This is a genomic window from Rahnella sp. NRRL B-41462 (assembly GCF_003263525.1).
GTDB classification, from domain to species: Bacteria; Pseudomonadota; Gammaproteobacteria; order Enterobacterales; family Enterobacteriaceae; genus Rahnella; species Rahnella aceris.
Window position 1 is genome coordinate 39,258 of record NZ_JYDF01000052.1, and the last position, 12,593, is coordinate 51,850.

The following is a 12,593-nucleotide window of genomic DNA, read 5'->3' on the forward strand; positions in this document are numbered from 1 at the left end:
CCAAATTTCTTTTACCGCTGAACCGCTTGACCTTCCCCTTAGGGGAAGGAATAGGCTGTCGTACTATTATGGCACGCCTGCGCCATCTGTCTGGTTATCACCCTTCAAAAGGACCGAAAAATGAACCGACGCGATTTCGTGAAGTGGACGACCCTGATGGGCGCCGCCAGTATGCTGCCCGGCTGGAGCCGCTTCGCGCTCGCCGCTGACCGCCCGGCATTGCCCATCCCGGCATTGCTCGAACCGGATATCCGCAGCGCCATTACGCTCACATTACAGCGCGGGCAGAGCCAGTTTCTGCCCGGCGTGAACACTGAAACCTGGGGCGTAAACGGTAATCTTCTCGGCCCCGCGTTGCGTATCCGTCGTGGGAAACCGGTCAGCGTCACCATCAATAACCGGCTGGATGTGGCCAGCACCGTTCACTGGCACGGGCTGGAAATTCCCGGTGACGTGGATGGCGGGCCGCAGGGATTAATCGAACCCGGCCAGAATCGCAAAGTCAGTTTGCAACTTGATCAACCCGCATCGACCTGCTGGTTCCACCCACATCCGCATCAGACCAGCGGTTATCAGGTGGCGATGGGGCTCGCCGGGCTGGTGCTGATCGAAGATGAAAGCAGTGATCTGTTGCAGATCCCAAAACGCTGGGGCGTGGATGATATTCCGGTCATTTTGCAGGATAAGCGCCTGAACGACGCCGGTAAAATCGATTATCAGATGGACGTCATGACCGCCGCCGTCGGCTGGTTCGGGCAACACATGCTGACCAACGGCGCGGTGTATCCGCAGCACGGAATTTCCCGTGGCTGGGTACGTTTTCGTTTACTCAATGGCTGTAATGCACGTTCGCTGCACATCGCCACCAGCGATCAGCGGCCGATGTATGTCATCGCCAGTGACGGCGGTTTCCTGCCTGAGCCGGTGAAAGTCAGCGATTTGCCGCTGCTGATGGGCGAGCGTTTTGAAGTGCTGATTGATTGCAGCGACGGCAAAGCTTTTGATCTGGTCACGCTGCCGGTGAAGCAAATGGGCATGACGCTGGCACCGTTCGACAAACCGTTGCCGGTGTTACGCATTCAGCCGACGCTGACCCAAAGCGGCAGTTCATTGCCGGACACGCTGGTGCCGCTTCCGGCGCTGGTGTCAGTGGATAATCTGCCGACCCGCTGGCTGCAACTGATGATGGATCCGCAGCTTGATCAGCAGGGTATGGCGGCGCTGATGAAACGTTATGGCCACAAGGCGATGGCCGGCATGAGCATGGATCACGGCGGGGGCGGGATGGCCGCAATGCCGGGTATGTCCGGTTCCGGTCACGACGGTCATGGCGGTATGGCAGGAATGGACATGAGTCAATCGTCCGGTGGTTATGATTTCATGCAGGGCAACAAAATTAACGGCAAAGCCTACGACATGAACCTGCCCGCTTTCGATGTGAAACAAGGCCAGTATGAGAAATGGACCCTTTCGGGCGAAGGCGACATGATGCTGCATCCTTTCCATATCCACGGCACACAGTTCCGTATTCTTTCTGAAAACGGTCAGCCGGTCGCGCCCCATCGTCAGGGCTGGAAGGACATCGTGCGCGTTGAAGGCGCCCGCAGCGAAGTGCTGGTGCGCTTTAATCATCTGGCGGATAAACAACATGCTTACATGGCGCACTGTCATCTGCTGGAACACGAAGACACCGGCATGATGCTCGGCTTTACGGTATCCGCGTGATCCGGTTTACTGCTTTCCTTTCTGTAATTTCTTAAAAATCAGCGGCCGGGGGCGATCCTCCGGCCCGCCTCTTTCCCTTCCCTCCCGTTTCTTTCTTTGCCTGTGCTACTCCTTCGAACATCTATCTTTCAATTTGAAAGATTAAACTTTCAAAATGTGATCAATATATAATTAATATAAATTCAATATGATTATATTTTCAGCGTGGAGTAACAAAACATGAAAGCTTAAACCCACGTATCCCTACAGGAGAAGATGATGATCGATGTAATAACGCACGGTGCCGAGTGGTTTATCGGCCTGTTTCAAAAAGGGGGAGAGGTGTTTGTCGGCATGGTCACCGGCATTCTGCCTCTCTTAATTAGTTTGCTGGTCGTCATGAACGCGCTGATCGTGTTTGTCGGACAGCGGCGGATCGAACGTCTGGCGCAGCGTTGTGCCGGAAATCCGGTTTCACGTTATCTGCTGTTACCGGTGATTGGCACCTTTGTTTTCTGCAATCCGATGACCCTCAGCCTCGGGCGTTTTATGCCTGAAATCTACAAACCCAGCTATTACGCCGCAGGCTCCTACAGCTGCCATTCCATGAACGGACTCTTCCCGCATATTAACCCCGGCGAACTGTTTGTGTATCTCGGCGTTGCCAGCGGACTGACTACGCTGGGATTACCGCTCGGGCCGCTGGCCGTCAGTTATTTCCTGGTCGGTATGGTGACTAACTTCTTCCGCGGCTGGGTAACGGATCTCACCACCCGCATCTTTGAACGCAAGATGGGCATTCAGCTTGATCGTGAGGTTCAGTTGTAATCAGGTTCAATTCTAATCAGGTCAAATTCTAAAAAGCGGAGCAGAAAATGAGCGTTACGATTCGCATTAACCGGGGTGAAGGTGGCTGGGGTGGTCCGTTGCTGATTGAGGCGGTGCCCGGCAAAAAAGTGATGTATATCACGGCGGGCACGCGCCCGGCGATTGTCGACAAGCTGGCAGAACTGACCGGCTGGGAAACGGTAGACGGCTTTAAAGAAGGTGAGCCACCGGCAGAGGAAATCGGTGTGGCGGTAATCGACTGTGGCGGCACGCTGCGCTGCGGCATCTACCCAAAGCGACGCATCCCGACGGTTAATATCCATTCGACCGGTAAATCCGGCCCGCTGGCACAATTTATTACCGAAGACATTTATGTTTCCGGTGTCCGTGAGCATGACATCGTGCTGGAAAGCGCAGAGGCGGCTGAGCCGGTAAGCGCAGCGGCTAAACCCGCACCGGCTGCGGCAGGACGCGACTACGACACCACTAAAAAAATTACCGAACAAAGCGACGGCCTGCTGGCGAAAGTCGGGATGGGGATGGGCTCCGGCGTAGCCGTTTTATTCCAGGCCGGGCGCGACACCATCGACACCGTGCTCAAAACCATCCTGCCATTTATGGCGTTCGTGGCGGCGCTGATCGGCATCATTATGGCCTCCGGGCTGGGTGATCTGGTGGCGCACGGGCTGACGCCGTTGGCGAAAAGCCCCGTCGGGTTGGTGATGCTGGCGCTGATCTGTTCCTTCCCGTTGCTTTCTCCTTTCCTCGGCCCGGGCGCGGTGATCGCGCAGGTTATCGGCGTGCTGGTGGGGGTGCAGATCGGGCTGGGCAATATCCCGCCACATCTGGCGCTGCCTGCACTTTTCGCCATCAACGCTCAGGCGGCGTGCGATTTCATTCCTGTCGGACTTTCGCTCGCCGAAGCCAAACAGGACACCGTGCGCGTCGGCGTGCCTTCGGTGCTGGTCAGCCGTTTTCTGACCGGCGCACCGACGGTACTTATCGCCTGGGCCGCTTCCGCTTTCATTTACCAGTAAGGAGTCACTGTGCAAACCATTTATCAAACCACTATTACGCAAATCGGCGATTTCGCCCGTGAAGCCTTAACCGACCAGATGCTGATCACCTTCCGTGAAGGGGCACCAGCGGATATTCAGGATTATTGCTTCATTCACCAGCCCGGGAAAATGGAAGGGGAATTGCATCGTGGCGCGTATATGGAACTGGCTGATGTGCGTTATCCGGTGACCGCCGTGGGAGAGGTGGCGATGCAAAATCTGCGCGAGCTGGGGCATATCACCCTGCGTTTTGACGGCAGTGCCGAGGCTGAGTTTCCCGGCAGCGTACATGTAAAAGGCACCACGCCCGACGATATTCCGCTGGGCAGCGTATTGAAATTTATCGATTAACTATCAGAGTCAGGAGTCAGTTATGGAACAGGTTGCAGTCGTGATCGGCGGGGGGCAGACGCTGGGCGCATTTCTCTGTCAGGGGCTGGCTGAATCCGGCTATCGCGTGGCGGTGGCGGATTTGAATGAGAAGAATGCCGCATCGGTGGCAGAGCAGATTAACCGGCAGTTTGGCGAGGAAAGGGCGTTCGGATTTGCAGTCGATGCCACCAATGAAGCCAGCGTAGAACAACTGGCGAAAGCGGTGGATCAGACGTTCGGCAGGGTCAGTTTACTGGTATACAGCGCAGGGATGGCGAAGGCATCGCCAATCACGGATTTTGCCCTCAACGACTTTGATCTCTCGTTGCAGGTCAATCTGGTGGGATATTTCCTTTGCGCCCGTGAGTTTTCGCGCCTGATGATCCGCGACCGTATTCCGGGACGCATTATTCAGATCAACTCCAAATCCGGCAAAGTGGGCAGCAAACATAATGCCGGTTACAGCGCGGCCAAATTCGGCGGCGTGGGGCTGACACAGTCTCTGGCGCTGGATCTGGCAGAGTACGGTATTACCGTGCATTCGCTGATGCTGGGCAATTTACTCAAATCGCCGATGTTCCAGTCATTATTACCGCAATACGCCAAAAAACTGGGCATTCAGGCCGATGAAGTCGAGCAGTATTACATCGATAAAGTGCCGCTGAAACGCGGGTGCGACTATCAGGATGTGCTGGATATGCTGCTGTTTTATGCCAGCGATAAAGCCTCGTATTGTACCGGTCAGTCGATCAATATCACCGGCGGACAGGTGATGTTCTGATGTGCTCGCCTCTGTTATGCAGGGGCGGATTATTCTGTCATTAACAACATCATGTTATTAACAACATCATGTTAAGGAGAAAATGATGACCCCGACTGCGGCATTAATATTCTGTGCGGTGCTGGCCTGGGTGGCACAAATCGCGCTCGGCTGGTGGCAGTTACAGCGTTTTAACCGGGCATTCGACAGACTGTGTTTACAGGGAAATGTGGGCGTCGGGCGTTCCGGCGGACGTTTCAAACCGAGAGTGGTACTGGCGCTGGCTTTCGATAAACAAGAAAAAGTCTGTGACGGCTTTTTACTGCGCGGCCTGACGATTTTCGCCCGCCCCCGGCCGGTAACGTCGCTTAATGGCATGAGCCGGGAACAATTGATGACAGGTGTGATCTTCCCGAAAGATCCGAATATTCAAACTGCACTATCATTAGCGATTGAACCGAAATCATGATATTTTCACTTTAAAAGCTATTATCTTTCAAAAAGAATGATGGCTGTGAATTTATCTTAAAATTTGAGCGAAAATCGTGATGAAACCTAAGCAACGGCAGGCGGCGATACTGGAGCATTTACAGCAATTTGGAAAGACGGCGGTGGACGATCTCGCCGCGCATTTCGCCACAACCGGCACCACTATCCGCAAAGATCTCACCCTGCTGGAAGAAGAGGGTGCAGTAATCCGCACTTACGGCGGTGTGGTGCTCAGCCGTGAAGAAGGCGACCAGCCTATCGACCGTAAAACCCACATTAATACCGGAAAAAAATTGCGCATTGCCCGCGCAGCTATTCAGGAAATTCAGGACGGAGACTCGCTGATTTTTGATGCGGGCAGCACCGTGATGCAGATGGTGCCTTTCCTCAGTCAGTTTAATAACATCACCGTCATGACCAACAGCCTGCATATCGTCAATGCGCTGGTGGAACTGGATAATGACCAGACTATCCTGATGCCGGGCGGCACCTATCGCAAAAAATCCTCCTCCTTCCACGGCAGTCTGGCCGAAAGCGCGTTTGATAAATTCAATTTCGACAAGCTGTTTATCGGCGCAGATGGCGTCGATCTCGACGGCGGTGTTACCACATTCAACGAAGTTCACGGCGTCAGTCAGGCGATGTGTAAAGCGGCTGAGCGTATTTTCCTGCTGGTGGATTCGTCAAAATTTGGCCGCAAAAGCCCGAATGTGGTGTGCCACTTAGGCAAGGTCGATACGCTGATCACCGACAGCGGGCTTAGCAGCCAATACCGCGATGCCATCGAAAAATTGGGGATCCGCATTATTCTGGTCGGGGAAGACGATGAGTGACGCATTACTGAATTACGCATGTAAAACGCTGGAAATTGAAGAAACCCGCCGGTTACGGACGCGGCCGGATGATAATTTCCGCAGCGTCCGGGAAACGGTGACATATGCTGTCGACATCATTAACCGTATTTTTCAGACCAGATAAACACATGCAAACAATTAATCCGCAGTATTTTTCCTGTAGTACCTCGTGTCTGGGTTATATCGACAGGAGTTTGATTGACTGGAAATCAGCCAGCCCAGGCCAATGGTTTATCGGGGTACTTGATACGTGCAAAAAAATGATTTCACTCGTTCCGGTGAATGTTTTCGATCGTTCAATGGGACATCTAAATGAGCAAACACTTACGAACCAGTCTCAGCAAGGAATGAACCGTTATGCTTCCGGGGCAGCGGGAGAAAAATGGGGGCGCTCAAGCATGCCTGATTTTTTAAAGAGCAGGCCCGCAGGAATGACACATCATATGGCGGTTGCTTTGGAATCAGGTTTTTCTAAAGAAAGTTCATTAGGTTTTGTTCTCATTAAAATCAATAACAATTTTGCTCAGATGAAAACAACGTCGACCTCTTTAAATGGCGATAAGCCTGGTTTTCTTGTTAACCATAGTTTTTCTCGGGCAACGGCCTTTAAAACCTCTGCCTTTTCCCCTACGGGTGCCCAGATGCCTGCTCAATGGCGGAATGCACTGGTTATGTATCTGAAAAATGGTGCTTTTGGGATAAAAAATATCGCGGTATCTAATGATTAAGTTTAGCTGACCCGGTTACACAGGAAGCTGACACCAGCGTTACTCATCGGCGGGTTCTTTGATATAATCCTTTCCACTATATGGTCGCTGTTTTTCTGAAAAACAGCGATAAGTATTCTTAAATCAGGTGGTTAGTCTTTATATGAAACATCGTGTTGACGTCATGATTTCCGAAGAGGAAGTCAAAACCCGAATTGCCGAGTTGGGCCGTGAAATCACCGAACACTACCGCGACAGCGGCAGCGAAATGGTGCTGGTTGGATTGCTGCGCGGTTCTTTCATGTTTATGGCTGACCTGTGTCGCGCCGTGGACGTGCCGCACGAAGTGGATTTCATGACTGCCTCCAGTTATGGCAACGGCATGTCTACCACCCGCGACGTTAAGATTCTCAAAGATCTCGACGAAGACATTCGCGGTAAAGATGTGTTGATCGTCGAAGACATTATCGACTCCGGCAATACGCTGAGCAAAGTGCGTGAAATCCTGCAACTGCGTGGCCCGAAATCTCTGGCCATTTGTACCCTGCTGGATAAACCCGAGCGCCGCGAAGTGGACGTAAAAGTCGAATACGTCGGTTTCCCGATCCCCGACGAATTCGTTGTCGGCTACGGCATCGACTACGCCCAGCGTTATCGCCATCTGCCGTATGTTGGTAAGGTTGTGATGCTGGACGAGTAAAGTTCGGCTGCGCCCCGCACAGCAGTTAATTAAAAACGGCCTTCAGATTTGGAGGCCGTTTTTTTATATTCATTTCAAATAATAAATAATCTATTCAACTTATCTGTTGTATGCCCGGTAAAAATAAAATTGAAAATTATGCTTTTTAGGTATAGGTTATTTTTAATCATAGCTTTTATTATTATAGTTTTGTATAAGTTCAAGTTGTTAACTGAGCGAATAACTAAAGAATACTCACCAGGGATGAAATTATAAAAAATGAAAACCTTCAGGAAGATTAACGAAATCAATATGAATGATGCATGACACTATTTCATGGGTGATGTCGATGGCTTATATTCATGATATCTATGATTGATTCATAAAGTCTCAAACAAAGTCACCATGATTAACTAAACAAGGATGGATATTATGACGTGGGAATATAATCAAAGCAGCGGTGAATTGAAGCATAACGGACAACTATTCCAACAGGGCTATAGCGGACATGGTGCAGGAATAAATAATCCAGCTATGGAGCCTGTGAGCAGCCAGGGTCCAATCCCAAAAGGTTATTATCGTATAACAGGAGCGCATAATACTGTTACGCCTGTCACCATTATTTTGGAACCTATTTTGGGGACTAATACGTATGGGCGAGACCTGTTCAGAATCCATGGCGGTTCAAGGAGTGGCGGACGCAATGCACCGAATGGTTGCATCATTATTGATGGCGTACGTAATCGCGAACAAATCATGAATAGCGGTGACACGATTCTGGTGGTCAGATGATGAAAATTTTACTGTCTTTTTTATTAACGTTTTCATTTTCGGCAGTCGCCACGATGCAAATAACTTCCATGCAGTTAACTCAGCAGATAAAAAATCGGGGGGCTCAGGCAGTTATCGCTGATTTATACAAAGATGATGAATCCCAATGGCAGTATGTGCTGACTAAAATAGGCAGTGGTGAACAAAACTGGCTGGACGTGGCCGCATTATTAGCGCCCGGTAGTGATGCTGATTCGGCGGAGTCTCTTGCTACTGCAGCTGCCACGGCCATTCCACATAACCCAGCGGGTGTGCTCTCCCTTCTTAAAGGCGAGGTTTTACCCTTCAGTACCGATAACGTATGCGCTTTACCCTTTTATAGCATCAAAGAACCGGAATTTAATCAATATATCGTTAATGCTATTCAGGCTCTTTATAAGGTTTCGAACAGCAAAGCGTGTATCGATACTATTGTTAAGACTATTGGTCAATCAAACGGATTTGTTGAGGATAACTAATATGGGCATTCCTGTTTATATGTTTTTGTATGATGATAGCGGTAATATTATTAAGGGAGGTATTGACATTCAAGGCCGTGAATACAGCGTGGAAGTGTTAGGGCTGCATCACAGTGTACATATTCCGACCGATAACCATAACGGTAAATTCACCGGCACCCGCCGGCATCTCCCATTTCTGATAGAAAAAGAAATCGATTCGTCTTCACCTTATCTCTATAAAGCCCTTTCTATGGGGCAAGCGCTGAAGCGCGTAGAACTGAAATATTATCGGATCAACGATGCAGGACAAGAGGCGGAGTATTTTACTATTCTGCTGGAAAACGTGAAAGTCGTTAACCTAATGCCCGTGATGTTCGATATCAAAGATCCCGCAAAAGAAAAATTTAATCATATGGAAATCGTAGAATTTCGTTATCAGAAAATTACCTGGCTTTATCTTGATGGAAATATTCAACACACTGATGCCTGGAACGAAAGGGCGACGGTATAGTTAGTACGCAGATGACGACGTAAAATCTCGCTAAAAAACACCTATTCTTTGTCTCAGGGAACGATATTAATGACATGAATTAAATGGTTTTTATTTCAGTATCCATGCATTGACCACATCGACATTATCCTTCGATGTAAAAAATCCTTGCGGGTACTGCATGCAGTTCTTCTCCATAAAGCCGGGGTTGGAATGCAGCGGTTTTCCCAGGAAAATAACTTCAAGTAACCTCCTCATTTACCGTCGTTACGATTTCAGGCTCAAAGCGACCTCTGCGTCTGCAAAAATGTTGCCTGGTTGAATAAAGTAAGAGGGTAGAAAGAGGAGGTAACTAAATCATAGTGCTATAACCTCAGTGCCTTATATTACAAAAAAATATTTTAAACTAAATCAGCGGGTTCTTTTTCCTCCAAATATAGTTATCCTTATTTTTTATTCTGAAAAATAACCATGGCATAACCCAGGCAAGTAAGAATAAAGGTATCGCTAAAATGACAGATAGATTAACAAAGTTATAGTTTTGGTAGAGTAACAGGATTAAAAGAGCTGAAATAAAAATCAAGATGATCCGCAAATATAAAATTAACTTCCTCGTAGGTCTGTCAATATAGGCCATGATTATTTCAGCACCACAATAAGGACATAGGGTACTGTTTTCCTTTAATTTACTATCACAGAATCCGCATGTAGCATGCTCATCAACATGATTACTTTTCACGTAAACCTCTCGGACTGACTTTTGCTGTGTATGAATTCTTGCTTAATGTTATTTATTTGATTTTATTATCTTAATTACTACTCTTTATCTCGAGTGTACTTTACATAATTTCTTTTGAAATTAGCAAGGGGATTTTTCTTGCAAACCGTAAGTGAATATGTGGGGGTTCTGTTAGTTTTTAGTAATGACTCCTTTTACCAAGATTGTTCTTATTTTGAATTTCTATATACAACCCTTATCTGAACAGGGGATGGGTTTTATAATATAAATTATGGCTAAGACATTTCCTAGTAAGCATGCCATATGAATTTTTATTGAATACCTTGCTGACTGCTTCTTGATGCGGCTGAAATAAAAATCGGCAGGGGTAGCGAAAAGAACAGGCCAGGAATTGGAAAAAGCTCATACGCTAATGTTTCTGACTCCCCATGTGCTGAGAGAACAAGACATTGTTCTTATTTACACATTATTTGGTCGCTTGTCTGGCATCCGGTGTCATTTAAACTCATTTTTGTTTCGTAATACTTACTCAGGGCTTTGTTTATGATTAGATTTTCTGGACAGATACAAGTGATACTAATCTCCTCTCCCTGCGTTGAACACCGACAGGCGTCGATTCTCCGTGACTGAGCTTTTAGTCAACCCGCAGTTATTGGCAGAACGCCGGGGCGCGCCGGAGACGCTTTTTGCGGTCAAAACCTCCGGATCAGGGGCAGAAGCAACGATGCGCTATTCTGGTGCGTGCTTATATCTCCGTCGACAATTGAGAACATCAGACTGACAGGTTCAGATACTGTTGAACGGCGCTGAGTAATAAAAAGGCACTAAAAAAGGCACATTTTTGTGCCTTAGGAAATGATGTTAAATATATGAATTAAAAGGATTTATTCATTTAAGTGTCCACGCATTGACCACATCGACAACTAAGCCCCGTTTATTCGGGGCTTTTTCTTTAGTGCATCTGTAGGGATTGCTGGTTGTGTTTGTCTGGATGCAATTGAACGGCATGAACTGTTCCTGGCTCAACAATGATGTCAGCGATCGACTCATGAGTTTTGAATGTACAGCTGCAATTAATATTCTGGCACTGGTGATAGCGTTCTTTGGTGTTGATGCTCAGATAACGGCTGGAACGGGCGTGTGCTGCGTGCTGGCATTTGGGGCAATGCATCATAATAATCACCATGTAATCATTTTTAATCAGATTAAATCATTGTATGTTATTGCTCAAAACATACATCCGGGATTACAGTGTTTTACATAACAGGTGACAAAATCCCCAAGGCAGACGAGATGACAAATCAGGACGATATACAAAGCGCGATTCGTGACGCTAACGAAAGGGAACGTTACATCTGGCGTCATGCCCGTTGGTTTATGAAGGCCGTTTGGGTTTGCCTTCTTATATACGCACTCTTCCCAGTGGTGTTTTGGATATACTACTGTTTTTAGACATGTTTTATACGCTCATCATGAAGCTTAGCCTCAACCATTCACAACCTATCGTCCCCGCTCGCCTCATAACTCACATCCGACAGCAATACCTCCAGATTCAGCGTCGTCACAAATCCACTGCTGCCCAGGCTGTGTGTCACCTTGCTGATTATCCAGGGCTGCGCGTCGATCACGGATTTAAAGCCGGACACCGCCACCGGCGTCTCAGGAAATAAATCAGCCCGTCCGCGAGCCAGGGAAATCGAGAACTCTGCGACACCACGCTGGAGTTTGTCCCACTTTGCCTGGGCTGCCCGCATGGCCGCCTTTTGCGTGGCGTAGATGGTGGTGAGGGCAAACACGTTTTCATCGCTGCCCGCCAGGTAATCCCCTTCCTTCGCCTCCGGTGTTTTCTGCACCTTCGTGCTGACCTTCCTGGCTTTCGGGTGTTGCAGGGCGCGCAGGTATTGCACTTTCGGTTTGCGCTGCACCTTCACCTTTTTCGGTTTTGGGTCTTTGGTATGCAGCCAGCTTGCCGACACGCCGGTATAGGCTCCACGGTCAGCAATATTAAACGTATGCCCGTCGCCGTCGCTGCGCACAATCGTCATCTGCGGAATCGGCTTCCCGCTGGCCGTCTTTGCCGCGCCAGGTTTGATAAACAGCAAATTACCGGCCTTGATGGCGACAACCGCGCCGTTCAGCTCCGCCAGGCGCGTGATAAATTTCGCGTCCGTTTCCTGCGTCTGGTCGATGTGCGACACCGGCACGCCCCTGAACGACTCGGCAACGGCGGGCTTGAGTTTATTACGTGCCGCCACGGCAGACACCACCGCTTCCAGCGTCGTGTCGTGATAGGAGTTGTCTCGGCGGGAGTTCAGGCTGCCGCGATAGTCCGCACTGCGGGCGCGGATGGTCAGCGTGTCCGGCGTGCCGCGATGCTCCACCTCATCCACGGTAAAGTCACCTTTGTTCGTCAGCGCCTGGCCTTTCCAGCCGAGCGCGATATTTATCACCGCGCCGCGTGGCGGCATCTCCAGGAGGCCGTCGGTGTCGCTCAGCGTGATGTCGAGCTGGTCAGCCTCAAAGCCGCGGTTATCCGTCAGCGTCAGCGAAATCAGCCGGTTGCTGACGTCCTGCGTGATGTCCTTACCGCCGACGGTCACCGTGAAGTCCGGCGCAAACTGCGCACCGGCACCGATGGTCAT

At 49.5% G+C, this 12,593-nt stretch carries 15 protein-coding genes; 13 read left to right on the top strand and 2 right to left on the bottom strand.

Annotation, left to right across the window (positions count from 1 at the left end; translation table 11 throughout):
* Positions 1 to 120: 120 nt before the first annotated feature.
* The 13 genes from cueO to tssD all read left to right on the top strand — a co-directional run bounded on the left by cueO (position 121) and on the right by tssD (position 9,233).
* A complete protein-coding gene (gene cueO, locus UC14_RS13795) occupies positions 121 to 1,725 on the top strand; it encodes a multicopper oxidase CueO (protein WP_013576966.1) in 1,605 nt (534 codons plus the stop codon).
* A 258-nt stretch (positions 1,726 to 1,983) separates the two neighbouring features.
* Positions 1,984 to 2,532: a PTS glucitol/sorbitol transporter subunit IIC gene (locus tag UC14_RS13800; RefSeq protein ID WP_013576965.1), complete on the top strand. Its 549-nt coding sequence runs from the start codon at positions 1,984 to 1,986 to the stop codon at positions 2,530 to 2,532.
* 47 nt (positions 2,533 to 2,579) lie between these two features.
* Complete coding sequence (locus UC14_RS13805; protein WP_013576964.1) at positions 2,580 to 3,569, top strand: PTS glucitol/sorbitol transporter subunit IIB; 990 nt, start codon at positions 2,580 to 2,582, stop codon at positions 3,567 to 3,569.
* A gap of 9 nt (positions 3,570 to 3,578) precedes the next feature.
* Positions 3,579 to 3,941 carry a PTS glucitol/sorbitol transporter subunit IIA gene (gene srlB, locus UC14_RS13810; protein WP_013576963.1) on the top strand — a complete coding sequence of 121 codons (363 nt, stop codon included), beginning with the start codon at positions 3,579 to 3,581 and terminating at the stop codon, positions 3,939 to 3,941.
* Positions 3,942 to 3,963: 22 nt separating this feature from the next.
* The gene (gene srlD, locus UC14_RS13815; protein ID WP_013576962.1) at positions 3,964 to 4,743 is read left to right on the top strand and encodes a sorbitol-6-phosphate dehydrogenase; all 780 of its coding nucleotides are present in this window, start codon (positions 3,964 to 3,966) and stop codon (positions 4,741 to 4,743) included.
* Between the two features lie 85 nt (positions 4,744 to 4,828).
* On the top strand, positions 4,829 to 5,191 hold the full coding sequence (gene gutM, locus UC14_RS13820; RefSeq protein WP_013576961.1) for a transcriptional regulator GutM: 363 nt from the start codon (positions 4,829 to 4,831) through the stop codon (positions 5,189 to 5,191).
* Positions 5,192 to 5,270: 79 nt separating this feature from the next.
* The gene (locus tag UC14_RS13825; protein WP_013576960.1) at positions 5,271 to 6,044 is read left to right on the top strand and encodes a DNA-binding transcriptional repressor; all 774 of its coding nucleotides are present in this window, start codon (positions 5,271 to 5,273) and stop codon (positions 6,042 to 6,044) included.
* Positions 6,037 to 6,189 carry a hypothetical protein gene (locus tag UC14_RS26730; protein ID WP_157962109.1) on the top strand — a complete coding sequence of 51 codons (153 nt, stop codon included), beginning with the start codon at positions 6,037 to 6,039 and terminating at the stop codon, positions 6,187 to 6,189. The genes UC14_RS13825 and UC14_RS26730 overlap by 8 nt, the downstream gene beginning before the upstream one ends.
* Before the next feature lie 4 nt (positions 6,190 to 6,193).
* Positions 6,194 to 6,793 (top strand): hypothetical protein, encoded by a 600-nt coding sequence (locus UC14_RS13830; RefSeq protein ID WP_112197887.1) that lies wholly within the window; start codon positions 6,194 to 6,196, stop codon positions 6,791 to 6,793.
* Between the two features lie 142 nt (positions 6,794 to 6,935).
* Entirely contained in the window at positions 6,936 to 7,472 is a 537-nt protein-coding gene (gene hpt / locus UC14_RS13835) for a hypoxanthine phosphoribosyltransferase (protein ID WP_013576959.1), read from the top strand.
* A 411-nt stretch (positions 7,473 to 7,883) separates the two neighbouring features.
* Positions 7,884 to 8,243 carry a tlde1 domain-containing protein gene (locus UC14_RS13840; RefSeq protein WP_112197888.1) on the top strand — a complete coding sequence of 120 codons (360 nt, stop codon included), beginning with the start codon at positions 7,884 to 7,886 and terminating at the stop codon, positions 8,241 to 8,243.
* Positions 8,240 to 8,740 (top strand): hypothetical protein, encoded by a 501-nt coding sequence (locus tag UC14_RS13845; protein ID WP_013576957.1) that lies wholly within the window; start codon positions 8,240 to 8,242, stop codon positions 8,738 to 8,740. Before UC14_RS13840 ends, UC14_RS13845 begins: the two co-directional genes overlap by 4 nt.
* 1 nt (position 8,741) lies before the next feature.
* A complete protein-coding gene (tssD, locus tag UC14_RS13850) occupies positions 8,742 to 9,233 on the top strand; it encodes a type VI secretion system tube protein TssD (protein ID WP_013576956.1) in 492 nt (163 codons plus the stop codon).
* 1,670 nt (positions 9,234 to 10,903) lie between these two features.
* Here the strand turns inward: tssD and UC14_RS13860 are convergent.
* Together UC14_RS13860 and UC14_RS13870 are read right to left on the bottom strand one after the other, a co-directional pair.
* Positions 10,904 to 11,125 (bottom strand): DNA-binding transcriptional regulator, encoded by a 222-nt coding sequence (locus tag UC14_RS13860; RefSeq protein ID WP_112197889.1) that lies wholly within the window; start codon positions 11,123 to 11,125, stop codon positions 10,904 to 10,906.
* Between the two features lie 319 nt (positions 11,126 to 11,444).
* The gene (locus UC14_RS13870; protein ID WP_370447470.1) at positions 11,445 to 12,593 is read right to left on the bottom strand and encodes a phage late control D family protein; all 1,149 of its coding nucleotides are present in this window, start codon (positions 12,591 to 12,593) and stop codon (positions 11,445 to 11,447) included.

Bases quoted from the DNA above. Each gene is read 5' to 3' on its own strand.
- cueO (WP_013576966.1), top strand. From the start codon at position 121: ATGAACCGACGCGATTTCGTGAAGTGGACGACCCTGATGGGCGCCGCC.
- UC14_RS13800 (WP_013576965.1), top strand. From the start codon at position 1,984: ATGATCGATGTAATAACGCACGGTGCCGAGTGGTTTATCGGCCTGTTT.
- UC14_RS13805 (WP_013576964.1), top strand. From the start codon at position 2,580: ATGAGCGTTACGATTCGCATTAACCGGGGTGAAGGTGGCTGGGGTGGT.
- srlD (WP_013576962.1), top strand. From the start codon at position 3,964: ATGGAACAGGTTGCAGTCGTGATCGGCGGGGGGCAGACGCTGGGCGCA.
- gutM (WP_013576961.1), top strand. From the start codon at position 4,829: ATGACCCCGACTGCGGCATTAATATTCTGTGCGGTGCTGGCCTGGGTG.
- UC14_RS13825 (WP_013576960.1), top strand. From the start codon at position 5,271: ATGAAACCTAAGCAACGGCAGGCGGCGATACTGGAGCATTTACAGCAA.
- UC14_RS26730 (WP_157962109.1), top strand. From the start codon at position 6,037: ATGAGTGACGCATTACTGAATTACGCATGTAAAACGCTGGAAATTGAA.
- UC14_RS13830 (WP_112197887.1), top strand. From the start codon at position 6,194: ATGCAAACAATTAATCCGCAGTATTTTTCCTGTAGTACCTCGTGTCTG.
- hpt (WP_013576959.1), top strand. From the start codon at position 6,936: ATGAAACATCGTGTTGACGTCATGATTTCCGAAGAGGAAGTCAAAACC.
- UC14_RS13840 (WP_112197888.1), top strand. From the start codon at position 7,884: ATGACGTGGGAATATAATCAAAGCAGCGGTGAATTGAAGCATAACGGA.
- UC14_RS13845 (WP_013576957.1), top strand. From the start codon at position 8,240: ATGATGAAAATTTTACTGTCTTTTTTATTAACGTTTTCATTTTCGGCA.
- tssD (WP_013576956.1), top strand. From the start codon at position 8,742: ATGGGCATTCCTGTTTATATGTTTTTGTATGATGATAGCGGTAATATT.
- UC14_RS13860 (WP_112197889.1), bottom strand. From the start codon at position 11,125: ATGATGCATTGCCCCAAATGCCAGCACGCAGCACACGCCCGTTCCAGC.
- UC14_RS13870 (WP_370447470.1), bottom strand. From the start codon at position 12,593: ATGACCATCGGTGCCGGTGCGCAGTTTGCGCCGGACTTCACGGTGACC.